At 58.6% G+C, this 25074-nt stretch carries 22 protein-coding genes; 17 read left to right on the top strand and 5 right to left on the bottom strand.

The annotated features are described in order from the left end of the window. Window positions 1-73: 73 nt before the first annotated feature. Window positions 74-712: a DUF1007 family protein gene (locus EDF81_RS08140; RefSeq protein ID WP_123347567.1), complete on the top strand. Its 639-nt coding sequence runs from the start codon at window positions 74-76 to the stop codon at window positions 710-712. Next, complete coding sequence (locus EDF81_RS08135) at window positions 703-1677, top strand: nickel/cobalt transporter (protein WP_123347566.1); 975 nt, start codon at window positions 703-705, stop codon at window positions 1675-1677. Before EDF81_RS08140 ends, EDF81_RS08135 begins: the two co-directional genes overlap by 10 nt. Window positions 1678-1713: 36 nt before the next feature. On the opposite strand, the gene suhB is transcribed toward EDF81_RS08135, so the two are convergent. Continuing rightward, window positions 1714-2517: an inositol-1-monophosphatase gene (suhB, locus tag EDF81_RS08130; protein ID WP_123347565.1), complete on the bottom strand. Its 804-nt coding sequence runs from the start codon at window positions 2515-2517 to the stop codon at window positions 1714-1716. 117 nt (window positions 2518-2634) lie between these two features. Here suhB and trmJ point away from each other — a divergent pair, with 117 nt between their 5' ends. The 11 genes from trmJ (at window position 2635) to sseB (ending at window position 11327) form a co-directional block, all read left to right on the top strand. After that, window positions 2635-3366: a tRNA (cytosine(32)/uridine(32)-2'-O)-methyltransferase TrmJ gene (gene trmJ, locus EDF81_RS08125; RefSeq protein WP_123347564.1), complete on the top strand. Its 732-nt coding sequence runs from the start codon at window positions 2635-2637 to the stop codon at window positions 3364-3366. A gap of 161 nt (window positions 3367-3527) precedes the next feature. Then, the gene (gene iscR / locus EDF81_RS08120; RefSeq protein ID WP_123347563.1) at window positions 3528-4019 is read left to right on the top strand and encodes a Fe-S cluster assembly transcriptional regulator IscR; all 492 of its coding nucleotides are present in this window, start codon (window positions 3528-3530) and stop codon (window positions 4017-4019) included. Window positions 4020-4177: 158 nt separating this feature from the next. Beyond that, window positions 4178-5392 carry a cysteine desulfurase gene (iscS, locus tag EDF81_RS08115; protein WP_123347562.1) on the top strand — a complete coding sequence of 405 codons (1215 nt, stop codon included), beginning with the start codon at window positions 4178-4180 and terminating at the stop codon, window positions 5390-5392. Between the two features lie 27 nt (window positions 5393-5419). Then, window positions 5420-5806 (top strand): Fe-S cluster assembly scaffold IscU, encoded by a 387-nt coding sequence (gene iscU, locus EDF81_RS08110; protein ID WP_123347561.1) that lies wholly within the window; start codon window positions 5420-5422, stop codon window positions 5804-5806. Between the two features lie 13 nt (window positions 5807-5819). After that, complete coding sequence (iscA, locus tag EDF81_RS08105) at window positions 5820-6143, top strand: iron-sulfur cluster assembly protein IscA (RefSeq protein ID WP_123347560.1); 324 nt, start codon at window positions 5820-5822, stop codon at window positions 6141-6143. A 74-nt stretch (window positions 6144-6217) separates the two neighbouring features. Further along, window positions 6218-6733, top strand: a complete 516-nt coding sequence (gene hscB / locus EDF81_RS08100; RefSeq protein WP_123347559.1) for a co-chaperone HscB — start codon at window positions 6218-6220, stop codon at window positions 6731-6733. 18 nt (window positions 6734-6751) lie between these two features. After that, window positions 6752-8602, top strand: a complete 1851-nt coding sequence (gene hscA / locus EDF81_RS08095; protein WP_123347558.1) for a Fe-S protein assembly chaperone HscA — start codon at window positions 6752-6754, stop codon at window positions 8600-8602. 1 nt (window position 8603) lies between these two features. Next, complete coding sequence (fdx, locus tag EDF81_RS08090; protein ID WP_123347557.1) at window positions 8604-8939, top strand: ISC system 2Fe-2S type ferredoxin; 336 nt, start codon at window positions 8604-8606, stop codon at window positions 8937-8939. Window positions 8940-8950: 11 nt separating this feature from the next. Continuing rightward, complete coding sequence (gene iscX / locus EDF81_RS08085; RefSeq protein WP_123347556.1) at window positions 8951-9151, top strand: Fe-S cluster assembly protein IscX; 201 nt, start codon at window positions 8951-8953, stop codon at window positions 9149-9151. Window positions 9152-9212: 61 nt separating this feature from the next. Beyond that, the gene (pepB, locus tag EDF81_RS08080) at window positions 9213-10499 is read left to right on the top strand and encodes an aminopeptidase PepB (RefSeq protein ID WP_123347555.1); all 1287 of its coding nucleotides are present in this window, start codon (window positions 9213-9215) and stop codon (window positions 10497-10499) included. Window positions 10500-10550: 51 nt separating this feature from the next. Continuing rightward, window positions 10551-11327 (top strand): enhanced serine sensitivity protein SseB, encoded by a 777-nt coding sequence (sseB, locus tag EDF81_RS08075; protein ID WP_123347554.1) that lies wholly within the window; start codon window positions 10551-10553, stop codon window positions 11325-11327. Window positions 11328-11345: 18 nt separating this feature from the next. Here the strand turns inward: sseB and EDF81_RS08070 are convergent, their stop codons facing one another. Then, window positions 11346-12119 (bottom strand): MurR/RpiR family transcriptional regulator, encoded by a 774-nt coding sequence (locus tag EDF81_RS08070; RefSeq protein WP_123347553.1) that lies wholly within the window; start codon window positions 12117-12119, stop codon window positions 11346-11348. After that, the gene (gene sseA, locus EDF81_RS08065) at window positions 12119-12964 is read right to left on the bottom strand and encodes a 3-mercaptopyruvate sulfurtransferase (RefSeq protein WP_123347552.1); all 846 of its coding nucleotides are present in this window, start codon (window positions 12962-12964) and stop codon (window positions 12119-12121) included. Before sseA ends, EDF81_RS08070 begins: the two co-directional genes overlap by 1 nt. Before the next feature lie 400 nt (window positions 12965-13364). On the opposite strand from sseA, the gene EDF81_RS08060 reads away from it, so the two are divergent. Further along, the gene (locus tag EDF81_RS08060; RefSeq protein WP_123362928.1) at window positions 13365-14036 is read left to right on the top strand and encodes a hypothetical protein; all 672 of its coding nucleotides are present in this window, start codon (window positions 13365-13367) and stop codon (window positions 14034-14036) included. A gap of 14 nt (window positions 14037-14050) precedes the next feature. Here EDF81_RS08060 and EDF81_RS08055 read toward each other — a convergent pair whose 3' ends face one another. Further along, on the bottom strand, window positions 14051-15415 hold the full coding sequence (locus EDF81_RS08055) for a 6-phospho-alpha-glucosidase (protein ID WP_123347550.1): 1365 nt from the start codon (window positions 15413-15415) through the stop codon (window positions 14051-14053). 11 nt (window positions 15416-15426) lie between these two features. Further along, on the bottom strand, window positions 15427-16962 hold the full coding sequence (locus EDF81_RS08050; RefSeq protein WP_123347549.1) for a PTS transporter subunit EIIC: 1536 nt from the start codon (window positions 16960-16962) through the stop codon (window positions 15427-15429). Between the two features lie 243 nt (window positions 16963-17205). On the opposite strand from EDF81_RS08050, the gene EDF81_RS08045 reads away from it, so the two are divergent. The 3 genes from EDF81_RS08045 to ndk all read left to right on the top strand — a co-directional run bounded on the left by EDF81_RS08045 (window position 17206) and on the right by ndk (window position 25067). Next, window positions 17206-22152 (top strand): alpha-2-macroglobulin, encoded by a 4947-nt coding sequence (locus EDF81_RS08045; RefSeq protein WP_123347548.1) that lies wholly within the window; start codon window positions 17206-17208, stop codon window positions 22150-22152. A 1-nt stretch (window position 22153) separates the two neighbouring features. After that, a complete protein-coding gene (pbpC, locus tag EDF81_RS08040) occupies window positions 22154-24478 on the top strand; it encodes a peptidoglycan glycosyltransferase PbpC (protein ID WP_123347547.1) in 2325 nt (774 codons plus the stop codon). A 157-nt stretch (window positions 24479-24635) separates the two neighbouring features. Beyond that, window positions 24636-25067 (top strand): nucleoside-diphosphate kinase, encoded by a 432-nt coding sequence (gene ndk, locus EDF81_RS08035; protein WP_123347546.1) that lies wholly within the window; start codon window positions 24636-24638, stop codon window positions 25065-25067. Window positions 25068-25074 lie beyond the last annotated feature (7 nt).

Here is a 25074-nt window from a genome sequence, read left to right as displayed (position 1 = left end):
GGTGAAAGCCTTCACGCCATCTTCCTGCCAGGAATGCCGGGAGGCATCACAGAATTTTTCACGTGAGGAAGAGATGAAGTTAGTGAAACAACGCGTCGGTGTAGCATTTATTGCTGCCTTATCCTTTGCCGCGCAGGCCCACCCTCACAGTTTTATCAGCCTGCACACCGAAGTCGTCGCTCGCGACGGCAAGATGGTTGGCCTGAATATGCGCTGGACCATGGATGAGCTCACCTCTGCCGACCTGCTGTATGACGCCGGGGACGCAAAGCCCGGCGATGAGATTTGGAAAAAGCTGGCTGCCGAGGTGATGGCGAACGTGCTTGGTCAGCACTACTTCACCGAGGTGTGGCATAACGGGCAGAAGGTGAAGTTTCAGAACCGGCCAACTGAATATGGCCTGAGTCGCGACGGGCATCAGGCGGTGCTGACTTTTGTTCTGCCGCTGGCACAGCCCCAGCCGCTGGCCGGTCAGACCTACACCTTCGCATCGTTCGATCCGACCTACTATGTCGATATGAGCTATGCCGACGACGCTGACGCCGCGTTGCCTGCCGCATTAAAGAAATCCTGCAAGATGTCGGTACTGACGCCGGAGCCGGATGAGCAGGTCATGGATTTTGCCCAGTCGCTGGATAAGGCCGATGCGCCGCCGGAGGATATGGAGCTGGGTAAACAATTTGCACAAACGGTGACCTTAACATGTCAGTAATCGCCCTTACACGTTCAGGACGTTACCGCCATCTCTGGCCGCTGGCGCTTTTCGCCGTGGTGATGCTCATTGGCGGCGTCTGGCTGTGGCAGGCCTGGCCGCAGGTGATGCTGAAAAGCATTATCTGGCAGCGCGAGGTCAATCAACAGATGAGTACGCTGCTGAAAGCGGTCGCGGAAAATCCGACTCAGGCAGGCGGATCGCTGCTGATATTCAGCTTTGTCTACGGTGTTCTGCACGCGCTGGGTCCGGGACACGGCAAGATAGTGATTACGACCTGGCTCGCCACTCATCCGTCGAAACTCAAATCCAGCATTAGCCTGACCCTGGCCTCTTCGCTGCTGCAGGGGCTGGTGGCGATTGGGCTGGTCTTGATCGTGCTTTCGGTCCTGCAACTTCCGGCCAGACAGCTGCATCTGAGCGGGTTCTGGCTGGAGAAAGCCAGCTATGCGCTGGTCGGCGTGCTGGGGTTGATGCTTTGCTGGCGGGCGCTGAAAACCCTGCGTTCGCTGCTGAAGCGCCCTAAATTTACTGCCTTTACGCCACACCATGAGCATCATGAAAATTGTGGCTGCGGACACCAGCATCTGCCTTCTCAGGAACAGCTGCAAAGCGGCGATGACTGGCGCGCAAGGCTGATGATTATATTGTCGATGGGAATGCGGCCCTGCTCGGGCGCGCTGATGGTGCTGCTGTTCAGCAAGGTCATCGGCGTATTTTACTGGGGAATGGCCTCGGCGCTGGCAATGGCGGCGGGAACATCACTGACCATTACGTCGCTGGCGCTGTTTGTGCATAGCTTCCGCCGGATAGCGATAAGGCTGAGCGGCAATCGTGCGCCGGCGCTGTGGCGTAGGGTCGGCTGGACGACGCTGGCATTAGCGGGCGGTGTCTTTTTAGTGGCGGCGGCGGTGGTGATGTGGGTCAGTGCAGCTCCGGTGGCAAGAGGGATCCGACCGTTTTAAACAACTTGCCCCTCGGGAGAGGGGCAAGGAGAGAGATTAACGCTTCAGGGCGTCGCTCAGCTCGTCACGCATATTCGCCAGCATTGATTTCACGACGCGCGGGTTACCTGCGACAACGTTGCCGGTGTGCATATAGTTATGACCGCCGGTGAAATCACACACCAGACCGCCCGCTTCACGTACCAGCAGTTCGCCCGCGGCGAAATCCCACGGCTTCAGGCCAATCTCAAAGAAACCGTCCACGCGGCCAGCGGCAACGTAGGCCAGATCCAGCGCGGCAGAGCCGGTGCGACGGAAGTCTGCACACTCAGTGAAGAGTTTACCGATGATGTTCATATAGGTGGTGGCGTACTGTTTGGCTTTAAACGGGAAGCCGGTCGCCAGAATGGTGCCATCCAGATCGCGAGCGATGCTGCCGCGCAGACGGTAGCCGTTCAGCTGTGCGCCCTGACCGCGAGTGGCGGTGAACAGTTCGTTGCGCATAGGATCGTAAACCACAGCCACTTCAGTGCGGCCTTTGATACGAACGGCGATAGATACCGCGAAGTGCGGCAGGCGTTTAACGAAGTTGGTCGTGCCATCCAGCGGATCGATGACCCATTGTACATCCTGGTCTTCACCTGAGTGCTCACCGCTTTCTTCGGTGATAATGGTGTGCTGCGGATAGGATTTGCGAATGGTTTCAATAATCATCGCTTCGGCAGCTTTATCCACGTTGGTTACGAAATCGTTAGTCCCTTTCTGATTCGTTTCAACGGAATCAGGCGTTTCGTAATGTTTGGCAATCAGGTTACCCGCCTTGCGCGCAGCGCGCACGGCGATGTTGAGCATCGGATGCATCGGTCTCTCTCACTGGATGTTAAAGAACGGAAAACGGCGCATATCATAGCAGCGAGTTCGTTATCTGTCTCTCGTTTATGGTAATATGGCCAAATATTCTTTAGCCGTAGAAAAATGATGCTGCAAAATATTCGAATCGTGCTGGTGGAAACCTCGCACACCGGCAATATGGGCTCCGTAGCCCGCGCCATGAAAACCATGGGCTTAACCAATCTGTGGCTGGTCAATCCGCTGGTCAAACCCGACTCCCAGGCTATCGCCCTGGCGGCCGGCGCCAGCGATGTGATCGGCAACGCGCAGATTGTCGATACCCTCGACGAAGCGCTGTCCGGCTGTAGTCTGGTGGTGGGCACCAGCGCTCGCTCCCGCACGCTGCCGTGGCCGATGCTGGACCCGCGTGAATGCGGTCTGAAAAGCATTGGCGAAGCCGAACACGCGCCGGTGGCGCTGGTCTTTGGCCGCGAGCGCGTTGGCCTGACCAACGACGAGCTGCAAAAGTGCCATTATCACGTCGCCATTGCCGCCAACCCGGAGTACAGCTCCCTGAACCTGGCGATGGCCGTGCAGGTGATTTCCTACGAAGTGCGGATGGCCTGGCTGGCGAAGCAGGAAGCCGCGGAGCCTGAGGCGGAACCCGAAGCGCCGTATCCGCTGGTGGACGATCTGGAACGTTTCTACGATCACCTCGAACAGACCCTGCTGACCAGCGGGTTTATCCGTGAAAACCATCCCGGGCAGGTGATGAACAGGCTGCGCCGTCTGTTTACCCGCGCTCGCCCTGAAAGCCAGGAGCTGAACATTCTGCGCGGTATGCTGGCCTCCATCGAGCAGCAGAAGAAGCCGCGTTAAGGCTGCCTCGAGCGAAACGGCACGCATTGCCAAATACCTGACTAAAACAGTCAAGTAAATAGTTGACCATTTTAGTCAGGAATGTCATCCTTGCTCTCGCTATGCAACACCTTTAATTAATATAAAACCCCGGACAGGGGCGCGTTGAGGTTAAGTAAGACATGAGACTGACATCTAAAGGGCGTTATGCCGTGACTGCCATGCTGGACGTTGCACTCAACTCCGAATCGGGTCCGGTGCCGTTGGCTGATATTTCTGAGCGACAGGGAATCTCGCTTTCCTATCTTGAGCAGCTGTTCTCTCGTTTACGTAAAAACGGCCTGGTTTCCAGCGTCCGTGGTCCTGGCGGTGGTTATCTGCTGGGCAAAGATGCGTCAAGCATCGCCGTAGGTGAAGTGATCAGCGCCGTTGACGAATCGGTAGACGCCACCCGCTGTCAGGGTAAAGGCGGATGCCAGGGCGGCGATAAGTGCCTGACCCACGCGCTGTGGCGCGATCTGAGCGACCGTCTGACCGGCTTCCTGAACAACATCACCCTCGGCGAACTGGTGAACAACCAGGAAGTGCTCGATGTATCAGACCGTCAGCAGTCCCATGAGACCCACCGCTCTACCCGCTCGCAGGACACGATTAACGTTAAGCTGCGCGCATAAGATTTACCCGCCCGATGCGAACAGACGCGTCGGGCGTTAATGACATTATAAAATAAAGATTTCAGAATCAGGCGAGGGCAAAGCCCCACCCGAGCGGTTGTACATCCAGCCGGACGCCTGATTCCTTGCATTTGAGTGATGTACGGAGTTTAAGAGCAATGAAATTACCGATCTATCTCGATTACTCCGCAACCACGCCGGCGGACCCGCGTGTTGCTGAGAAAATGATGCAGTGCCTGACCCTGGACGGGAACTTTGGTAACCCGGCCTCCCGCTCACACCGTTTCGGCTGGCAGGCGGAAGAGGCGGTCGATATCGCCCGTAATCAGATCGCCGATCTGGTCGGTGCTGACCCGCGTGAAATCGTCTTTACCTCTGGTGCGACCGAATCCGACAACCTGGCGATTAAAGGTGCGGCCAACTTCTATCAGAAAAAAGGCAAGCACATCATCACCAGCAAAACCGAGCATAAAGCGGTGCTGGATACCTGTCGTCAGCTGGAGCGTGAAGGTTTCGAAGTTACCTACCTCGCGCCGAAAAGCAACGGCATTATCGACCTGAAAGAACTCGAAGCGGCGATGCGTGATGACACCATCCTCGTTTCCATCATGCACGTGAATAACGAAATCGGCGTGGTGCAGGACATCGCCACCATCGGCGAAATGTGCCGCGCTCGCGGTATCATCTATCACGTGGATGCCACTCAGAGCGTGGGCAAACTGCCTATCGACCTGAGCCAGCTGAAGGTGGACCTGATGTCCTTCTCCGGCCACAAAATCTACGGTCCGAAAGGGATCGGCGCGCTGTACGTGCGTCGTAAACCGCGTATCCGTATCGAAGCGCAGATGCACGGCGGCGGTCACGAGCGCGGCATGCGTTCCGGTACCCTGCCTGTCCACCAGATCGTCGGTATGGGCGAAGCCTACCGTATCGCGAAAGAAGAGATGGAAACCGAGATGGCGCGCCTGCGCACTCTGCGTAACCGTCTGTGGGACGGCGTGAAAGATATGGAAGAGGTCTACCTGAACGGTGACCTTGAGCAGGGCGCACCGAACATTCTCAACGTCAGCTTCAACTATGTTGAAGGCGAATCGCTGATTATGGCGCTGAAAGACCTGGCCGTTTCCTCCGGTTCTGCCTGTACGTCTGCAAGTCTTGAGCCATCCTACGTGCTGCGTGCACTGGGCATGACCGACGAACTGGCGCACAGCTCCATCCGTTTCTCTTTAGGTCGTTTCACTACCGAAGAAGAGATTGACTACGCCATCCAGCTCGTTCGCAACTCCATTGGCCGTCTGCGCGACCTTTCTCCGCTGTGGGAAATGTTTAAGCAGGGCGTGGATCTGAACAGCATTGAATGGTCACATCATTAATTCGGGAACCTGAGAGGAAAAATTACCATGGCATACAGCGAAAAAGTTATCGATCATTACGAGAATCCGCGCAACGTTGGCTCCTTTGACAACAGCGATGAATCCGTTGGCAGCGGCATGGTGGGTGCACCGGCCTGTGGCGACGTCATGAAACTGCAGATCAAAGTGAACAACGACGGCATCATCGAAGACGCGCGTTTTAAAACCTACGGCTGTGGCTCCGCCATTGCCTCCAGCTCGCTGATCACCGAATGGGTGAAAGGCAAGTCCCTGGACGAAGCGCAGGCGATCAAGAACACCGATATCGCCGAAGAGCTGGAGCTGCCGCCGGTTAAGATCCACTGCTCTATCCTGGCGGAAGACGCGATTAAAGCCGCAATCGCGGATTACAAAAGCAAACGTGAAGCTAAATAATTGAGGTAAAGGTATGTCGATTACCCTTAGCGACAGTGCTGCCGCGCGAGTAAATTCTTTCCTGACCAACCGTGGTAAGGGATTTGGCCTGCGTCTGGGCGTGCGTACGTCAGGCTGCTCCGGAATGGCCTATATTCTGGAGTTTGTTGATGAACCGGCGGTAGAAGATACCGTGTTCGAAGACAAAGGCGTCAAGGTTGTGGTCGATGGCAAGAGCCTTCAGTTCCTCGATGGCACTCAGCTGGACTTCGTCAAAGAAGGCCTGAACGAAGGGTTTAAGTTTACCAACCCGAACGTCAAAGATGAGTGTGGCTGCGGCGAAAGCTTCCACGTTTAGTCGCGGTTCCCGATAACCCCACCGCAGCCTGCTGCGCGTGGGGTTTGTTTTACGATGAAACCCCTGAGATTGTTATGGATTACTTCACCCTCTTTGGGTTGCCAGCCGGTTATCCGCTCGACACCCAGGCGCTCGCCGTGCGTTTTCAGGATCTGCAGCGTCAGTTCCATCCCGATAAATTCGCCAGCGGGTCGGCGGCCGAGCAGCTGGCGGCGGTACAGCAGTCCGCCACCATCAATCAGGCCTGGCAGACCCTGCGCCACCCGCTGTCCCGCGCCGAGTATTTGCTCTCGCTGCACGGCTTTGATTTAGCCAGCGAACAGCATACGGTTCGCGACACGGCGTTTTTGATGGAGCAGCTGGAACTTCGTGAGGAGCTGGATGAAATAGACCAGGCGCAGGACGCCGGGCGACTTTCAGCTTTTCAACAGCGGGTTGCACAGATGTACAAATCGCGTCTTCAGTTAATGACGGAACAGCTGGCGGGATCCAGCTGGGAGACGGCGGCGGACACCGTGCGCAAACTGCGTTTTCTCGATAAACTTCAAAGCTCGGCAGAACAATTAGAAGAAAAACTGCTCGACTTTTAATTTTTTTGGAAGCAAAACATGGCGTTATTACAAATTAGTGAGCCGGGCCTGAGCGCCGCGCCGCACCAGCGGCGTCTGGCGGCGGGCATAGACCTGGGCACCACCAATTCCCTGGTGGCTACCGTGCGTAGCGGCCAGGCGGAAACCCTTGTGGACAGCAAAGGTCGCGATCTGCTGCCTTCCGTGGTCCATTATCAGGCCGGAAGCCATATCGTTGGTGACGAAGCCCGTGCCCTTGCGGCACAGGATCCGGTCAACACCATCAGCTCCGTGAAGCGCATGATGGGCCGCTCGCTGGCCGATATTCAGGCCCGCTACCCGCACCTGCCTTACCAGCTACAGGCCAGTGAAAACGGCCTGCCGATGATTGCCACCCCTGCCGGTTTACTTAACCCGATCCGCGTCTCCGCCGATATTCTTCAGGCGCTGGCGGCGCGTGCGCGTGAAGCGCTGGACGGCGAACTGGACGGCGTGGTGATTACCGTGCCCGCCTATTTCGACGACGCGCAGCGTCAGGGTACCAAAGACGCCGCCCGACTGGCGGGTCTGCACGTCCTGCGCCTGCTGAATGAACCGACCGCAGCCGCTATTGCTTACGGTCTGGATTCCGGCCAGGAAGGCGTCATTGCCGTGTACGATCTCGGCGGCGGCACCTTTGATATTTCGATCCTGCGCCTGAGCCGCGGGGTCTTTGAAGTGCTGGCGACCGGCGGTGACTCCGCCCTCGGCGGCGATGATTTTGACCATCTGCTGGCGGACTTTATTCGTGAGCAGGCCGGGTTAGACGACCGCCAGGATAACCATCTTCAGCGTGCGCTGCTCGATGCCGCCATTGCTGCCAAGATCGCCCTGAGCGATGCCGACAGCGTGCGCGTTGAGGTCGCGGGCTGGCAGGGTGATATCACCCGGGCGCAGTTTGATGAACTGATCGGCACCCTGGTTAAGCGGACGCTGCTGGCATGCCGTCGGGCGCTGAAAGATGCCGGTGTGGATGCCGCTGAGGTGAGCGAAGTGGTGATGGTAGGCGGTTCGACCCGCGTACCGCTGGTGCGTGAACGCGTGGGTGAGTTCTTCTCGCGCCCGCCGCTGACCTCTATCGACCCGGACAAAGTGGTGGCCATCGGCGCAGCGATTCAGGCGGATATCCTGGTCGGCAACAAGCCGGACAGCGAAATGCTGCTGCTGGACGTGATCCCGCTCTCTCTCGGGCTGGAAACCATGGGCGGCCTGGTTGAGAAGGTGATCCCGCGTAACACCACCATTCCGGTGGCCCGCGCGCAGGAGTTCACCACCTTTAAAGACGGGCAGACCGCCATGTCTATCCATGTCATGCAGGGCGAGCGCGAGCTGGTTCAGGACTGTCGTTCGCTGGCGCGTTTCGCGCTGCGCGGTATTCCGGCGCTACCGGCGGGCGGGGCGCATATTCGCGTCACCTTCCAGGTGGATGCCGACGGCCTGCTGAGCGTCAGCGCCATGGAGAAATCCACCGGCGTGGAATCTTCTATCCAGGTCAAACCGTCCTACGGCCTGACCGATAACGAAATCGCCACCATGATTCAGGAATCGATGAGTTTTGCTGAACAGGATGTGAGCGCGCGTATGCTGGCCGAGCAAAAAGTCGAAGCCGCCCGCGTGCTGGAAAGCCTGAACGGCGCGCTCGTCGCCGATGCCGCGCTGCTCAGCGCCGCAGAGCGTCAGGTTATCGATGAGGCTGCCGCGCACCTGCAGACGGCCGCCCTCGGCGATGACGCTGATGCAATAGAACAAGCCATTAAAAACGTAGACAAACAAACCCAGGATTTCGCCGCCCGCCGGATGGACAAGTCAGTCCGTACCGCGCTGAAAGGCCATTCTGTGGACGAGGTGTAATATGCCAAAAATTGTATTTTTACCTCATCAGGACTACTGTCCGGATGGCGTAGTTCTGGAAGCGAATGTCGGTGAAACCATTCTTGATGTTGCCCTGCGCGGCGGCATCGAGCTGGAACATGCCTGTGAGAAATCCTGTGCCTGTACCACCTGTCACTGTGTTGTGCGCGAAGGGTTTGATTCCCTGGACGAAAGCACGGAAGATGAAGACGATATGCTGGATAAAGCCTGGGGTCTGGAACCGGAGAGCCGTCTGAGCTGTCAGGCGAAAGTCACCGATGAAGATCTGGTGGTCGAAATTCCGCGTTACACAATCAACCATGCACGCGAACATTAACAGAGGGTAGTATGGGACTGAAGTGGACCGACAGCCGCGAAATCGGCGAGGCGCTGTACGACAGCCGCCCGGATCTCGATCCGAAAACCGTACGTTTTACCGACCTGCATCAATGGATTTGCGATCTCGAAGAGTTCGACGATGACCCTCAGGCATCGAACGAAAAAGTTCTCGAAGCGATCCTGCTGGTCTGGCTGGACGAAGCTGATTAAATAAACGGGCGGCCCAAAGGCCGCCCGTTTCTGATTTATGCATGAACGAAAAGGGATAAATATGACAACACAAGCCATGAACATCGTTCTTTCGACGCAGCCTGCGGACGGCCGCTGGGGTGAAAAAGCGACGTACAGCATCAATAACGACGGCATCACCCTGCACCTGAACGGTAAAGATGACGCAGGCCTGATCCAGCGCGCCGCCCGTAAAATTGACGGGATGGGCATCAAGCACGTCACGCTCGCCGGTGAAGGCTGGGACGTAGAGCGCAGCTGGGCATTCTGGCAGGGTTATAAAGGCCCGAAAGGCACCCGTAAAGTCGAGTGGGCAACGCTTGATGCTGAGCAGCAGAAAGAGCTGGATAGCCGCCTGAATATCATTGACTGGGTGCGTGACACCATTAACGCCCCGGCGGAAGATCTGGGTCCGGAACAGCTGGCCCAGCGTGCGGTAGACCTGCTCTGCGGCGTGGCCGGTGAGAAAATGTCTTATCGCATAACCAAAGGTGAAGATCTGCGCGAGCAGAACTACCTTGGCCTGCACACCGTGGGTCGTGGTTCAGAACGCCCGCCGGTCCTGCTGGTGCTGGATTACAACCCGAGCGGTGATAAAGAAGCTCCGGTTTACGCTTGCCTGGTCGGGAAAGGTATTACCTTTGATTCCGGCGGCTACAGCATCAAACAGAGCGCCTTTATGGACTCCATGAAGTCCGATATGGGCGGCGCGGCGCTGATGACCGGCGCACTGGCCTTTGCGGTCACCCGTGGCCTGAACAAGCGCGTTAAGCTCTACCTGTGCTGTGCGGACAACCTGATCAGCGGCAACGCCTTTAAGCTGGGTGACATCATTCGCTATCGTAACGGTAAAACCGTTGAGATCATGAATACCGATGCGGAAGGCCGTCTGGTTCTGGCCGATGGTCTGATCGACGCCAGCGCGCAGAAACCAGAGCTGATCATCGATGCGGCAACCCTGACCGGTGCGGCGAAAACCGCGCTGGGCAACGATTTCCACGCGCTGTTCAGCTTTGACGATGCGCTGGCCGCCCGCTTTATGGCGAGCGCCCAGGCTGAAAACGAGCCGTTCTGGCGTCTGCCGCTGGCCGAGTTCCACCGCAGCCAGCTGCCGTCCAACTTTGCCGAGCTGAACAACACCTCCGGCGCCGCTAACCCGGCCGGGGCCAGCACCGCAGCGGGCTTTCTGTCCCACTTCGTGGAAAACTACCATGAAGGCTGGCTGCACATTGACTGCTCTGCGACCTACCGTAAATCCGCCGTGGATCAGTGGGCTGCGGGCGCAACCGGTCTTGGCGTGCGCGCTATTGCGAACATGCTGACCGCGTAATCATTGCGGCCCTCTTCAGACGAAGAGGGCCGGACTAACCTTGTGAAATCTATGTCCGATACCAAAAACGAATTAGAAACCCTGTTGGAAAAGGCGGCGACCGAGCCAGCTCACCGTCCGGCATTTTTCCGTACCCTTCTGGAATCCACCGTCTGGGTGCCCGGCACCGCCGCAGACGGCGAAGCGGTCGTTGACGACAGCGCGCTGGATATTCAGCACTGGGAAAAAGAGGACGGCACCACGGTGATCCCGTTCTTCACCTCGCTGGAAGCGTTGCAGCAGGCGGTGGAAGAGGAACAGGCGTTTGTGGTGATGCCTGCGCGCACGCTATTTGAGATGACCCAGGGCGAAGCGCTGTTCCTCAATGCTAAACTGCCGACCGGGAAAGAGTTTACCCCGCGTGAAATCAGCCATCTTATCGGTGAAGAGGGTAACCCGCTCAGTACCCGTCAGGTGCTGGAAGGCGGCGTGCCGCTGCTGCTCTCCGAAGTGGCCGAGCCACCGGCGCAGATGGTGGACTCCCTGACGACGCTGTTTAAGAGTATCAGGACCGTCAAGCGTGCGTTTATCTGCTCCATTAAAGAGCAGGCTGACGGCGAATCCAATCTGCTGATCGGCATCGACGCGGAAGGGGATATCGAAGAGATTATTCAGGCCGCGGGCAGCGTGGCGACGGATACTTTGCCGGGCGATGAGCCGATTGATATCTGCCAGGTCGTTGAGGGTGAGAAGGGCATCAGCCACTTTATGCTGGCCCATATCACGCCGTTTTATGAACGCCGCTGGGGCAGCTTCCTGCGCGACTTCAAACAAAATCGCATTATCTGAGGCTGACGGGGTGAGACGTCACCCCGTGGCTTCCAGCAGCAGTAAATCCATCAGCAGCACCAGATTTGACTCAAACGAGGTGACGCCTGCCGCCTCGGCGGCGAAGTGTACCGCTTCGTCATAAAGCGCAAAATGAAGATCCGCCAGCCCGGCGAGGGTATTGGCCGACGCGCGGGTAAAGGCGATGACCGTCATCCCGACATTGCGGGCAATACGCGCCTTATCCAGCACCTGCTCCGTTTCCCCGCTGCGCGATACCGCGATAAACACCTGATAGCGCGGCGCGTTGCTGAGAAAAATATTGCGGCTGTCGCCCGGCCCGGAAATAAAGGCCGTTTTACCCATAACCTGCAGCTTCTTACTGAGATAGTCGGCGAACAGCCAGGAGAACCCGGCCCCGTAAAGGAAGAAACTCTCTTTATCGCGCAGCAGCGCCGCAAACTGCTGACGCTTTTCCGTCGTTGCCCACTGAAAAGTCCGCTGATAGTTAGCGATAAAGGCGTCGAACGCGGCGGGAAAAACGTCCGGCGTGCTTTCGACCGGCGTTATCTGCGGTGGCGTATCCGATAACAGTTGTTTGCAGTGCCACGTCAGCTCACTAAAACCGCTGAAGCCGAGTTTCTGGCACAGTCGCATAATGGTCGCCGTCGAAACAAAGGTCGCCTGCGCCAGCTCGCGCACGGTGATATTGCCCACCAGCAGCGGATGCTCCGTCAGATGCGCAAGCACGCGGTACTCGGCGCGGGTCAGCGATTCCGCACGGGTGAGCAGCGGGGCCAGGCGACTGTCCATTATTGCGCAGGCTCGACGGGCAGGTCGGCGCGTGCGCCCCATTCGCTCCAGGACCCGTCATACAGGGTCACGTCCGGCGCGCCCAGCGTCGCCAGGGCCAGCGCAACTACCGCCGCCGTCACGCCGGAGCCGCAGCTAACGATAATGGGCTTGTCCAGTTCGACGCCCTGGCGCTCAAAGATCGACTCCAGCTCGTCGGTCGTTTTCAGCTCGCCGTTAAGGGTGATGTCGCCCCAGGGCACGTTACGCGCACCGGGAATATGACCCCGACGCAGGCCCGGACGCGGCTCGTCGGCTTCGCCATTAAAGCGCGGGGCCGGACGGGCATCGACTATCTGAGCGGTGCCTTCATGGCTCACCAGCAGCACGTCGGTCAGGCGCTTAACCTGCTGCGGGTCGAAGGTGGCGGTGAAATTACCTTCCGGCAGTGTCACGTCGCCCGTTTGCAGCAGGCGATCTTCGCGCTGCCATCCCGCAAGCCCACCTGCCAGAATCGACACCCGCTCAACGCCAAAGGCGCGCAGCATCCACCACGCACGCGGGGCGGAAAAGAGGTTGCCCTCATCGTAAATCACCAGATGTCTGTCATCCTGCACGCCCAGCTCGCGCATCGCCACGGCGAAAGCTTCCGGTCGCGGCATCATATGCGGCAGCGGATTGCTGTGGTCGGAGAGGGCTTCGATATCAAAAAACAGCGCGCCCGGCAGATGCCCGGCGCGGTATTCGGCGGCGACATCGCGGTGTTCCTGACCCGGCGGGGCCATCCGCGCATCGAGGATCTGGATTTCCGGGTCATCGATATGTTCGGCCAGCCAGTCGGCGGCAACGAAAAATGAGGTGCTCATAGGGACTCCATCTAGCTGCTTGCAGTTGTAATGGGATTGTCGATGTTTTCCTGCGGGCTGACAAGGGAGTGGGAGGGAAGATGCGAGGTGGATAGCTTATACAAACTTTCGGATGTTTTCCTGATGTTCACTGGCCAGCCGGGATGTGTCGGTCCGCAACCCTCTTGTCGCGGTTATCCAGCCTGCCCTGGAAAAAGACTACTCTTTTGAAGAATAAATATAAAAACATTGACGCGAAACATAGTTATTCTTAATAAGATTAATCTGATTATTTATTATTTCATTACTTTCTGAAACGAAATTTAACAGTTAAGTCCCGCACTTAAGTCGCATCTTTTACTAAAAATGACAATTGATTCAGGCATAAAATGAATCAACTTTTAATTATAATGTGCAGACTATGAAATTTGATGTTTCATTGCATAAAGACTTCCTCTTAGTCGCTATGCTCCCTTTGCTTTTTATTGCGGTGCGTTTATATGATATTTCGTTATTCGATGGCTTGCAGGTTCAGTATATAGAAACATTTCAGGCCGTATGGTTGTTATTTTGCAGTGTTTTTACACTGGTTTACATGAGGCCATCTCTGCTGAGCAGACCTCAGCTCCTGTTCTGGGTGTGGGCGGCGCTGTGGTGGTTTCTATTATTTGGACGCAGCATCAGCTGGGGGCGTGATTATTTTCCTGACGAACCTCGATGGATTTTCAGATTGTTATCCATTTTATGGATCTCACCCGTTTTCATCATGCTGTTCTTTCGGGATTTACGCGATGAAATCAAAAGCAAGCTTTCTGGTGTGGCATTTCCAATAACCTACTTTTCGCTGGCGCTGGTCTGTTTTTTGATTTCAGATACGATAGAACACAAGCGCGTTATGGCAATATTTTTCTTGAATGATCCCGCATATCAGGATTTAGTCGAGGAATTGTATGAAGTACCGTTTATGTTTGCACTGCTGTTGACGGCTCTGTATTTTATGAAAATTGACAGGCAACGTTCAGCAGAACCATGTATTACGCATGGGGGCGGGCTCCCTATACCCCCAAATACAAGTGCTAAAAACGCCGGCTAAGCCGGCGTCTGCATTTACTTCGCTACGTCTCCATTTTCCCAGGCCTGTTTAAGCTGCGGCCAGTAATCACGATTCGCCTCGATCATCTCATCGAGAATCGCTTTCGCATGCTGCATGGTCGGCACCGTGCGATTCAGGGTGAAGGCCTGCAATGCTTTTTCATAGCTGCCTTCGATAGTGGCTTCCACTAATAGCTGCTCTGAGGCCAGCTGCTGCTGTAAGAGCGTCTGGTGGAACAGCGGCACCTTGCCAACCCGCACCGGCTCCGGGCCTTCGGAGGTGATATAGGCCGGAACTTCGACCACCGCGTCGTAAGGCAGGTTGGTGATAGCGCCTCTGTTTTCGACCATCACCAGATGGCGCTGGCGCAGGTCAAACGCCAGAGAACGGGCGACATCGACGATAAACTCCCCGTGGACGCCAACGTGGAAAGCGTCGGGCAGAATGCCGGTGCGCTTATATTCGTCCGCGGCCGCAAACAGTTTTTTCTCGCGCCCGTTCATCACTTCGTTGGCGCGGGTATAGTCCGGGTCCTGATGCTCGACGATCTGGTTCGGCATCAGGTAGTACTGCAGATAAGGGTTCGGCAGATACTCCGGGAAGTTGTTCATCATCGGCTGGATATTGCGCCAGGTTTTCACCCATGACGGGTCCGAGTGCTGCGGGTCGGTTTTGGCCGCGTCTTCGGTCAGCAGGCCAAACTTCGCCACGTGGCGACGTAGCTCCGGGAGTCGGTCTTCCCCGTCGACCATCACGCGGGTAAACCAGCCAAAGTGGTTCAGACCGAAGTAGTCCACCTCCAGCTTATGGCGGTCAACGCCGAGGATCGCGCCCATATTGCGCATCGCCGCCACCGGCATATCGCAGATATTCAGCACCCGCGCGTCAGGGCGCAGACGGCGCACGCCTTCGGCAACGATAGCCGCCGGGTTGGAGTAGTTCACAATCCAGGCTTTCGGATGCGCATAGCGGGTGGCGAAGTCAATCAGCTCGACCATCGGCAGAATAGTGCGCAGGCCGTAGGCCAGCCCGCCCGGGCCGCAGGTTTCCTGGCCGACCACGCCGTGGCGCAGCGGGATTTTTTCATCCTGCTCGCGCATTTTGTACTGGCCAACGCGCATCTGGGCAAAGACAAAGTGCGCCCCGCTAAAGGCGGTTTCCGGGTCGCCGGTGACCGTAAAGCGGATGCTGTCGCTGTGGTCGCGGATGACTTTCTCAACCACCGGGGCGATGGTGTTCTGTCGGCCTTCATCGATGTCGTAGAGGCGAATTTCCGCCAGCGGGAAATCGGCCAGACGTACCATCAGGCTTTTCACGATACCCGGCGTATAGGTGCTGCCGCCGCCGGCGATGGCCAGAATAAATGGGGGTTTAAACATTACTGCCTCCTTCAGAGAAACATCTCAACGGCTTCTCGCATTTTTTTGACATGCAGCCCGTAGACCACCTGAACGTTATTACCTTGTTTGATGACGCCTTTTGCGCCGGTCGCCTTTAGCTGTGCCTCGTCGATCAGCGTGACGTCTTTCACCGTGACGCGCAGGCGGGTGTAGCAGTTGTCGACCACCTCAATATTGTCCCGTCCGCCAAGGCCGCTGATGATGGCTTCGCCCGGCGCGTCTTTGGCGGCGTAATCCTGTTTGCTGTAGAGGCGCGTCTCCTCTTCATCGTCCTCGCGTCCCGGCGTTTTCATCGAGAAGCGCAGGATCAGGAAGCGGAAGATGACAAAGTAGAGGACGAACATAATCAGCCCGACCAGGATGTACATCGGCCAGTTGGACTTCTCCGTGCCGAGCGGCAGGTTGTAGAGGATAAAGTCGATAATGCCGTTGGCACCGATGGCGTGGACCCCGAACAGGGAGAAGAGCATCATGCCGATACCGGTCAGCACCGCGTGGACCACAAACAGCAGCGGGGCGACAAACAGGAAGGAGAACTCGATAGGCTCGGTGACGCCGACCAGCAGAGAGGTCAGCGCTGCCGGGATCAGAATCGCTTTGGCCGCCGCTTTGCGTTCGGGTTTCGCGGTGACATACATCGCCAGCGCGGCGGCGGGCAGGCCAAACATCTTACTGATACCACGGGCATCCCAGACCACGGTGCTGCTGAGCTGCTGCACCTGGGTACAGGCCATCTCGGCAAAGTAGATATTGCGTGCGCCCTGATAGAGCGTACCGCAGACTTCCCGGCTGCCGCCCAGCTCCGTATACAGGAACGGGGTGTAGACCAGATGGTGCAGTCCGGTCGGAACCAGAATGCGCTCCATAAAGCCGTAGACGGCGACGCCAAATGGACCAGCACCTTTGATCGCCAGTGCCATCGCGCTGATCCCGTGCTGGGCGAAGGGCCAGAGTTCACTCATCACCACGCCGAGCACAATCGCCACCGGCAGCATAATAATGGCGACAAAGCAGTGCCCGGAGTAGATCGCCATCGCCCCGGAGAACTGCACCCCGGAGTAGCGGTTATAGAGATAGCCCGCCAGTGCGCCGGTGAGAATACCGCCAAAGACGCCGGTTTCCAGAACCTGAACGCCGAGCACCATACTCTGACCGGCGGCGCGCATCTGGTCCGCCGGTGCCAGCTCGCCCTGTAATTGCAGGGTGACGTTCATGGCGTTAATAAACACCACGTAGGCCACCAGACCGATCAGGGCGGCATAGCCTTTATCCCGTGCGGCGAGGCCGACCGGGATCCCGACCGCAAAGACCAGGGCCAGGTTCACCAGCACCGAAACGGCGGATTTGGCAATAAGCTGGCCGACGTTCTGAACGACAGGATGGCCGAGGAAGGGCAGGTACTCGGCCAGGTTGCCATTGCCCAGGACATTACCGAAGGCAATAAACAGACCGACAATCGGCAGGATCAGCACCGGACCATAGAGGGACTTACCAAAATTCTGTAGGGCATTAACGGCTCTTTTCATACTTTTCTCGCTTTATGAACCGCGCACCGTGAGTGCGATAACAAATTAACGTTAGCAACAGAATGACAATCTAATCCAGCTATCTGATTGTTTTAAAAACAGATGACGGTAAGAGTTACATGTAACCTTTAGCGGTGTGATCGGCGTAACAGGCGACTAATTATGGCTGTTGGTAAAACGCCGCGTTCCGCATGATAATAGGTCGACTAAATTGAGAGGCTTTCGGGCCAGAGGGGTTAAAGGATGAAACCGTTTCGAAAGGTGGCGCTAACCTGTGCGCTGTTGACCGCATTTGCGCTTGCAGGCTGTGATAATGACGATAAGCCTCAGGTAGCCAAACCCGCCGAGCCCGCAGCGGCGCAGCCTGCGCCTGCGAAGCCCGATGCGGCCGCGCTGGCAAAACTGACTGCGGCAAGCGAAGGCAAGGCGCTGACGCTGCTGGATGCCTCCGAAGTGCAGCTGGACGGCGCTGCCGCACTGGTGCTGACCTTCTCCATTCCCCTCAAGCCCGATCAGGATTTTTCCCGCGTGGTACATGCGGTGGATAAAAAAAGCGGCAAGATTGACGGTGCCTGGGAACTGTCACCTAATCTGAAAGAGCTGCGCCTGCGTCATCTCGAACCCAATCGGGAACTGATTGTGTCGGTCGATCGCGACCTGGCCGCGTTGAATAAAGCCACCTTCGAGATCGACTACCAGAAAAGCATTACCACCCGTGACGTACAGCCCAGCGTAGGCTTCGCCAGCCGTGGCTCGCTGCTGCCGGGCAAAGTGGTGGCCGGTCTGCCGGTGATGGCGCTGAACGTCGACCACGTTGACGTCAATTTCTTCCGTATCAAGCCGGAATCGCTGGCGGCCTTTATCAGCCAGTGGCAATACCGCAGCTCCCTGAGCAACTGGGAATCTGACAATCTTCTGAAGATGGCCGACCTGGTCTATACCGGCCGTTTTGATCTGCAGCCCGCGCGCAATACCCGCGAAAAACTGCTGCTGCCGCTGGCGGATATCAAGCCGCTGCAGCAGACCGGCGTCTACGTGGCGGTGATGAACCCCGCCGGACAGTATGCTTACAGCAACGCGGCGACGCTGTTTACCCTCAGCGATCTGGGCCTTTCCCTCCATCGCTATCACGACCGTCTTGACGTCTTTACCCAGAGCCTGGAAAACGGCGCGGCTCAGAGCGGGATCGAAGTGCTGCTGCTTAACGCCCGCGGCCAGACGCTGAATCAGGCCACCACCGACGGCCAGGGCCATGCGACTCTGAAAACCGATAAAGACGCGGCGCTGGTGCTGGCGCGTAAAGACGGGCAGACCACGCTGCTGGATCTTAAACTGCCGGCGCTGGATCTGGCGGAGTTTGCGATTGCCGGTGAGCCGGGCTACAGCAAGCAGCTGTTTATGTTTGGTCCCCGCGATCTCTATCGTCCCGGCGAAACGGTGATTTTCAACGCTCTGCTGCGCGACAGCGACGGCAAGCCGCTCGACGACCAGCCGATCCGCCTGGAAGTCGTGCGCCCGGATGGTCAGGTCGTGCGCACCCAGGTCAGCAAATCGGTTAACGGCCTGTACCAGTTTAACTGGCCGCTGGACGCGTCAGCCCCGACCGGAATGTGGCACATTCGCGCCATCACCGGGGATAACCAGTCCCGCGACTGGGATTTCCACGTCGAAGACTTTATGCCGGAGCGGATGGCGCTGAATCTTGATGTGCAAAAAACGCCGATTAGCCCGAAAAACGACGTGACCTTTAACGTCACCGGCTACTATCTCTACGGCGCGCCTGCCAGCGGCAACAGCCTGCAGGGTCAGCTGTATCTCCGTCCGCTGCGTGAAGCGGTGAAGGCGCTGCCGGGCTTCCAGTTTGGTGACGTGGCGGAAGAGAATCTCTCCCGCAGCCTGGACGAAGTGCAGCTGACGCTGGATGAAGAAGGGCGTGGTCAGGTGGCGACGTCCAGCCAGTGGCAGGAGAGCCATTCTCCGCTGCAGGTGATCCTGCAGGCCAGCCTGCTGGAGTCTGCCGGTCGTCCGGTGACGCGCCGTGCGGAACAGGCTATCTGGCCCGCAGCGGCGCTGGCGGGGATTCGTCCGCAGTTTGCCAGCAAGGCCGTGTATGACTACCGTACGGATACCACGGCCAACCAGCCGATGGTGGATGAAGGCAGCAGCGCCGGTTTTGACATCGTTTATGCCGACGCAGAGGGCAATAAAAAGGCCGTCTCGGGCCTGCAGGTCAGGCTGATCCGCGAGCGACGCGACTACTTCTGGAACTGGTCAGAAAGCGAAGGCTGGCTCTCTCAGTACGATCAAAAAGAGCTGGTTGAAGCGGAACAGTCCCTGGATCTGAAAGCGGGTGAAACCGCTAAAGTCGACTTCCCGGTGGACTGGGGCTCTTACCGTCTGGAGGTGAAAACCCCGGACAACACCATCAGCAGCGTGCGCTTCTGGGCGGGCTACAGCTGGCAGGATAACAGCGAAGGCAGCGGCACGGTGCGACCGGACCGCGTGACCATGAAGCTGGACAAACCGGCCTACCGACCGGGCGACACCATTAAACTGCGTATTGACGCGCCGACGGCCGGTAAAGGCTATGCGATGGTCGAATCCAGCGACGGGCCGCTGTGGTGGCAGGAAATTGACGTCCCGGCCGAGGGGATGGAGCTGAGCATTCCGGTGGATAAAGCCTGGAATCGCCACGATCTCTACCTGAGCACGCTGGTGGTGCGCCCTGGAGATAAATCCCGCTCCGCCACGCCGAAACGGTCGGTCGGGCTGCTTCATCTGCCGCTGGGCGATGAAAACCGTCGTCTGACGATGACCCTCGACGCGCCGCAGAAAATGCGTCCTAACCAGCCGCTAAAAGTGAAGATCAAAGCGGAGTCGAAAACCGGTGAGACGCCGGAAAAGGTCAATGTTCTGATCTCGGCCGTCGACAGCGGCGTACTGAATATTACCGACTATGTCACGCCGGATCCGTGGAAGGGCTTCTTCGGCCAGAAACGCTACGGTGCAGATATTTATGATATCTACGGCCAGGTGATTGAAGGCCAGGGCCGTCTGGCCGCGCTGCGCTTCGGCGGCGACGGTGATGAGCTGAATCGCGGCGGTAAACCGCCGGTTAATCACGTCACGATTGTGGCGCAGCAGGCTCAGCCCGTGGTGCTGGATGAAAATGGCGAAGGCGAGATCGCGCTGCCGATTGGTGACTTCAACGGCGAGCTGCGGGTGATGGCCCAGGCCTGGACCGACGAAACCTTTGGCAGTGCAGAAAGCAAAGTGACCGTTGCCGCACCGGTGGTGGTTGAACTGAACAGGCCGCGTTTCCTGGCCGGTGGCGACAGCACCCGTCTGACCCTGGATATCACCAACCTGACCGACCGCCCGCAAACCATGAATGTGCAGCTGGCCGCCAGCGGCATGCTCACCCTGTTGGGCTCACAGCCGGAGCCGGTAAATCTGGCCCCGGGTGCGCGTGCGACGCTGTTTGTGCCGGTGAGGGCGCAGGAGGGCTACGGCGACGGACAGATTACCGCCGCGATAGCCGGGCTGCAGCTGCCGGGTGAAACCTTCCCGCCGGAGCGTAAACAGTGGCTGCTCGGCGTGCGTCCGGCGTTCCCGGCGCAGACCGTGAACACCGGCGCCATGATCCAGCCGGGTGAAAGCTGGCATCTGCCGGCAGAAACGCTCAGCAACTTCTCCCCGGTGACCTTAGAGGGACAGCTGCTGTTGAGCGGTAAGCCGCCGTTAAACCTGGCCCGCTATATTCGAGAGCTGAAAGCCTATCCTTACGGCTGCCTTGAGCAGACCACCAGCGGGCTGTTCCCGTCGCTCTACACCAATGCCGCCCAGCTGCGGACGCTGGGTATTGTGGGCGACACGGACGATAAACGCCGCGCTGCCATCGATACCGGGATCGCACGCCTGCTGCAGATGCAGCGCGACGACGGCGGATTTGGCCTGTGGGATAAGAGCGGTCCGGAAGAGTACTGGCTGACGGCCTACGTGATGGATTTCCTGGTGCGTGCCGGTGAGCAGGGCTACAGCGTGCCTGCCGAAGCGCTGAATAAAGGCAACAACCGCCTGCTGCGCTATCTGCAGGAGCCGGGTCTGATGTCGATTCGCTACAGCGATGACGCCCAGGCCAGCCGCTTTGCGGTGCAGGCCTATGCCGGGCTGGTGCTGTCTCGTCAGCAGAAAGCGCCGCTCGGTGCCCTGCGTGAAATCTGGGAGCGTCATCGTCAGGCCCGCGCCGGTCTGCCGCTGATGCAGCTTGGCATTGCGCTGAAAAACATGGGTGACGCGCCGCGCAGTGAACAGGCGCTGCAGCTGGCCCTGACCACCTCGCGTAATGACAATTCCCGCTGGATGGCCGATTACGGCAGCAGCCTTCGCGACAATGCCCTGATGCTCTCCCTGCTGGAAGAGAATAAACTCCTGCCGGAGACGCGGAACAGCCTGCTGGGAACCCTGTCCGAACTGGCCTACGGTCAGCGCTGGCTCTCCACACAGGAAAGTAACGCGCTGTTCCTGGCCGGTCGTAATCTGCAGGATATGCCGGGCGACTGGCAGGTGCAGACTTCTCTCGACGCGCAGGCGCTGAGCGGAGACAAATCGCAGACCCGCAACCTGACCTCAGAGCAACTGGCGGACCTGCAGATCGTTAACACCGGTAATAAGCCCGTGTGGCTGCGCGTGGATACCAGCGGTTATCCGCAGTCTGCGCCACAGCCGGGAGGCAACGTTCTGCAGATTGAACGCCAGTATCTCAATAGCGAAGGGCGGGTGGCTTCACTCTCTTCCCTGCGCAGCGGCGAGCTGGTACTGGTCAGGCTGCTGGTGAAAGCCCGACAGAATGTGCCGGATGCGCTGGTGGTCGATCTTCTGCCTGCCGGGCTTGAGCTGGAAAACCAGAATCTGGCCAGCAGTAGTGCCAGCCTGGAAGAGAGCGCCCAGTCGGTCCAGGAGCTGCTGAGCCAGATGCAGCAGGCCGATATTCAGCATATCGAATTCCGCGATGACCGCTTTGTTGCGGCGGTGGCGGTGAGCGCTTATCAGCCGGTGACGCTGGTTTATCTGGCGCGTGCCGTGACGCCGGGAACCTATCAGGTACCGGTCCCGCAGGTTGAATCCATGTATGTTCCGCAGTGGCGGGCGACCGGTGCGGCCAATGGGCCGCTAATCGTTACGCCGTAAGATGCGGTTTGTGACCTGGCAAAAACCCCGCTGGCGCTGGCTGGCGGGGTTTCTTTTACTGCTGTGGCTGGCCGTGCTGGCTGCCGATCGCCTCTGGCCGCTACCGCTGCAGGAGGTGAAAGGGGCGCGAGTCGTGGTCGCCAGCGATGGCACGCCTCTGTGGCGCTTTGCCGATGCTCAGGGCGTCTGGCGCTATCCCGTTACCATTGAAGACGTTTCGCCGCGCTACCTTGAGGCGCTGATCCAGTATGAAGATCGCTGGTTCTGGCAGCATCCTGGCGTTAACCCGCTCTCGATCCTGCGCGCCGCCTGGCAGGACCTGACCTCCGGGCGGGTGATCTCCGGCGGCAGTACGCTCACCATGCAGGTTGCCCGCCTGCTCGACCCTCATCCGCGCACCTTCGGCGGCAAGATCCGCCAGCTCTGGCGGGCATTGCAGCTGGAGTGGCATCTCTCCAAACGTGAAATCCTCACCCTGTATCTGAATCGCGCTCCCTTCGGCGGCACGCTGCAGGGGATTGGGGCGGCCAGCTGGGCCTGGCTCGGAAAACCCCCGGCGCAGCTAAGCCATGCTGAAGCCGCGCTGCTGGCGGTGCTGCCTCAGGCGCCGAGTCGCTTACGCCCGGACCGCTGGCCGACGCGGGCCCAGGCCGCACGCGATAAAGTCCTGGAGCGCATGTTGAGTCAGGGCGTCTGGTCGGCGCAGGTGGTCAAAGAAGCGCAGGAAGAGCCGGTCTGGCTGTTCCCGCGCCAGATGCCGCAGCTGGCGCCGCTGTTTGCGCGCATGATGGCTAACCGGCAGGCCGGAGACAAAATCACCACCACCCTCGATGCGCCTCTGCAGCGGCAGCTCGAAGAGCTGGCGCTTAACTGGAAGGGCCGACTTCCGCCTCGCAGCTCGCTGGCGATCCTGGTGGTCGATCACCAGGATATGTCGGTCCGGGCCTGGGTGGGCTCGGCGGATATTGCCGACAACAGCCGCTTTGGTCACGTGGATATGGTCAACGCCATTCGCTCGCCGGGATCGGTCCTCAAACCCTTTGTTTATGGGATGGCGCTGGACGAAGGGCTGATCCATCCGGCTTCGCTCCTGCAGGATGTGCCGCGCCTGGCCGGGGATTATCGCCCCGGTAACTTTGACAGCGGTTTTCACGGCCCGGTCAGCATGAGCGATGCGCTGGTGCGATCCCTTAACCTGCCTGCCGTGCAGGTGCTGGAAGCCTATGGGCCAAAACGTTTTGCGGCCCAGCTGCGCAATGCCGGGCTACCGCTCTATCTGCCGGAAGGTGCCGAACCCAATTTATCCCTGATCCTCGGTGGCGCGGGCGCAAGGCTGAGCGATCTGGTGTCGGCCTACGCCGCGCTGGCGCGTCACGGCAAGGCGGCAAAACTGCGGATGACGCCGGAAGATAAAGTGGTGGAACGTCCGTTGCTTTCACCGGGATCGGCCTGGATTATCCGCCGTATTCTGGCCAATGGCGCGCAGCCGCTGCCGGACGATGCGCTACCCAAAACGGTGCCGCTGGCGTGGAAAACCGGTACCAGCTACGGCTATCGCGACGCCTGGGCCATCGGGGTCAACGCCCGCTATGTGATTGGCGTCTGGACCGGTCGCCCCGACGGGACGCCGGTTGCCGGGCAGTTTGGTTTTGCCAGCGCCATACCGGTCCTGAACCAGGTGAATAATCAGCTGCTTTCCCAGGACCGGAGTGGGCGATCCGGGCTGCCGGTCGATCCGCGTCCTGCGTCGGTCAGTCGGGCGACGATCTGCTGGCCAGGCGGACAGACCCTGGCGGCGGGCGACAGTAACTGCCGCCGCCGTCTGGCGACCTGGATTCTGGACAGCGGCCAGCCGCCGACGCTACAGCTCCCGGAACAGCAGAGTATTAACGGTATTCGTCTTCCCCTCTGGCTGGATGCGCAGGGACAGCGGGTTGCGGCGGATTGTCCCGACGCGCGGGAAAGCACGCTCCTGCTTTGGCCTCGCCCGCTGGAGCCCTGGCTGCCCGCAGGCGAGCGTGCAGGGGCAAGGCTGCCTCCCGCATCGGCTTCCTGCCCGCCGCCGGAGAGTCACGATCCGTCCCCGCTGCTGCTCTCGGGGATTCGCGACGGCGCGGTAATCAAACGTTTGCCGGGCCAGGATGCGGTTTCCCTGCCGCTGGTGGCACGCGGCGGGGAAGGGCGACGCTGGTGGTTTATCAACGGCGAGCCGGACGCCAGCGGCGCGCAAAACCTGACCGTCACCCTGGACAGGTCGGGAGATTATCAGCTGCTGGTGATGGATGAGGCTGGACAAACGGTAGCGGTGAGTTTTACCGTGCAGTAACCGGGTTTTTGTCTGGATTGTGATGATGTTGCTAAAAATAGTCTTATTTTAAAGAAATGTTATCTCCATCCATAGGCAAGGGACACTTTGCTCATTATAATCCGCGCCAGATTCAGGCCGCGTAAGCGCTATAACAGAACAACAGACAGAGGTCATCATGGCTATTGAACGTACTTTCTCCATCATTAAACCGAACGCGGTCGCCAAAAACGTTGTTGGCAGCATTTTTGCGCGTTTTGAAACCGCAGGGCTGAAAATCGTCGGCACCAAAATGCTGCACCTGACCGCCGAGCAGGCGCAGGGCTTCTATGCCGAGCACGACGGTAAGCCGTTCTTCGCAGGTCTGGTTGAGTTTATGACGTCCGGTCCGATCGTTGTGACCGCGCTGGAAGGTGAAGATGCCGTGCGTCGCCACCGTGAAATCCTCGGTGCCACCAACCCGGCTAACGCCCTGGCGGGTACCCTGCGCGCCGATTACGCCGACAGCCTGACCGAAAACGGCACCCACGGCTCTGATTCCGTTGAATCCGCAGCCCGCGAAATCGCATACTTCTTCGCTGAGAACGAAGTCTGCCCGCGTACCCGTTAATTCGCTT

The organism is Enterobacter sp. BIGb0383 (genome assembly GCF_003751845.1).
GTDB lineage: Bacteria > Pseudomonadota > Gammaproteobacteria > Enterobacterales > Enterobacteriaceae > BIGb0383.
Note: the sequence above shows the minus strand (reverse complement) of the source record. Positions and strands in the feature narration are given on the sequence as shown.

Coding starts and splice junctions, on each gene's coding strand:
- pbpC (WP_123347547.1), top strand. CDS start 22,154: ATGCGGTTTGTGACCTGGCAAAAACCCCGCTGGCGCTGGCTGGCGGGG.
- EDF81_RS08045 (WP_123347548.1), top strand. CDS start 17,206: ATGAAACCGTTTCGAAAGGTGGCGCTAACCTGTGCGCTGTTGACCGCA.
- iscA (WP_123347560.1), top strand. CDS start 5,820: ATGTCGATTACCCTTAGCGACAGTGCTGCCGCGCGAGTAAATTCTTTC.
- EDF81_RS08050 (WP_123347549.1), bottom strand. CDS start 16,962: ATGAAAAGAGCCGTTAATGCCCTACAGAATTTTGGTAAGTCCCTCTAT.
- EDF81_RS08140 (WP_123347567.1), top strand. CDS start 74: ATGAAGTTAGTGAAACAACGCGTCGGTGTAGCATTTATTGCTGCCTTA.
- sseB (WP_123347554.1), top strand. CDS start 10,551: ATGTCCGATACCAAAAACGAATTAGAAACCCTGTTGGAAAAGGCGGCG.
- pepB (WP_123347555.1), top strand. CDS start 9,213: ATGACAACACAAGCCATGAACATCGTTCTTTCGACGCAGCCTGCGGAC.
- suhB (WP_123347565.1), bottom strand. CDS start 2,517: ATGCATCCGATGCTCAACATCGCCGTGCGCGCTGCGCGCAAGGCGGGT.
- ndk (WP_123347546.1), top strand. CDS start 24,636: ATGGCTATTGAACGTACTTTCTCCATCATTAAACCGAACGCGGTCGCC.
- fdx (WP_123347557.1), top strand. CDS start 8,604: ATGCCAAAAATTGTATTTTTACCTCATCAGGACTACTGTCCGGATGGC.
- iscU (WP_123347561.1), top strand. CDS start 5,420: ATGGCATACAGCGAAAAAGTTATCGATCATTACGAGAATCCGCGCAAC.
- iscX (WP_123347556.1), top strand. CDS start 8,951: ATGGGACTGAAGTGGACCGACAGCCGCGAAATCGGCGAGGCGCTGTAC.
- EDF81_RS08055 (WP_123347550.1), bottom strand. CDS start 15,415: ATGTTTAAACCCCCATTTATTCTGGCCATCGCCGGCGGCGGCAGCACC.
- sseA (WP_123347552.1), bottom strand. CDS start 12,964: ATGAGCACCTCATTTTTCGTTGCCGCCGACTGGCTGGCCGAACATATC.
- trmJ (WP_123347564.1), top strand. CDS start 2,635: ATGCTGCAAAATATTCGAATCGTGCTGGTGGAAACCTCGCACACCGGC.
- hscA (WP_123347558.1), top strand. CDS start 6,752: ATGGCGTTATTACAAATTAGTGAGCCGGGCCTGAGCGCCGCGCCGCAC.
- iscR (WP_123347563.1), top strand. CDS start 3,528: ATGAGACTGACATCTAAAGGGCGTTATGCCGTGACTGCCATGCTGGAC.
- iscS (WP_123347562.1), top strand. CDS start 4,178: ATGAAATTACCGATCTATCTCGATTACTCCGCAACCACGCCGGCGGAC.
- hscB (WP_123347559.1), top strand. CDS start 6,218: ATGGATTACTTCACCCTCTTTGGGTTGCCAGCCGGTTATCCGCTCGAC.
- EDF81_RS08135 (WP_123347566.1), top strand. CDS start 703: ATGTCAGTAATCGCCCTTACACGTTCAGGACGTTACCGCCATCTCTGG.
- EDF81_RS08060 (WP_123362928.1), top strand. CDS start 13,365: ATGAAATTTGATGTTTCATTGCATAAAGACTTCCTCTTAGTCGCTATG.
- EDF81_RS08070 (WP_123347553.1), bottom strand. CDS start 12,119: ATGGACAGTCGCCTGGCCCCGCTGCTCACCCGTGCGGAATCGCTGACC.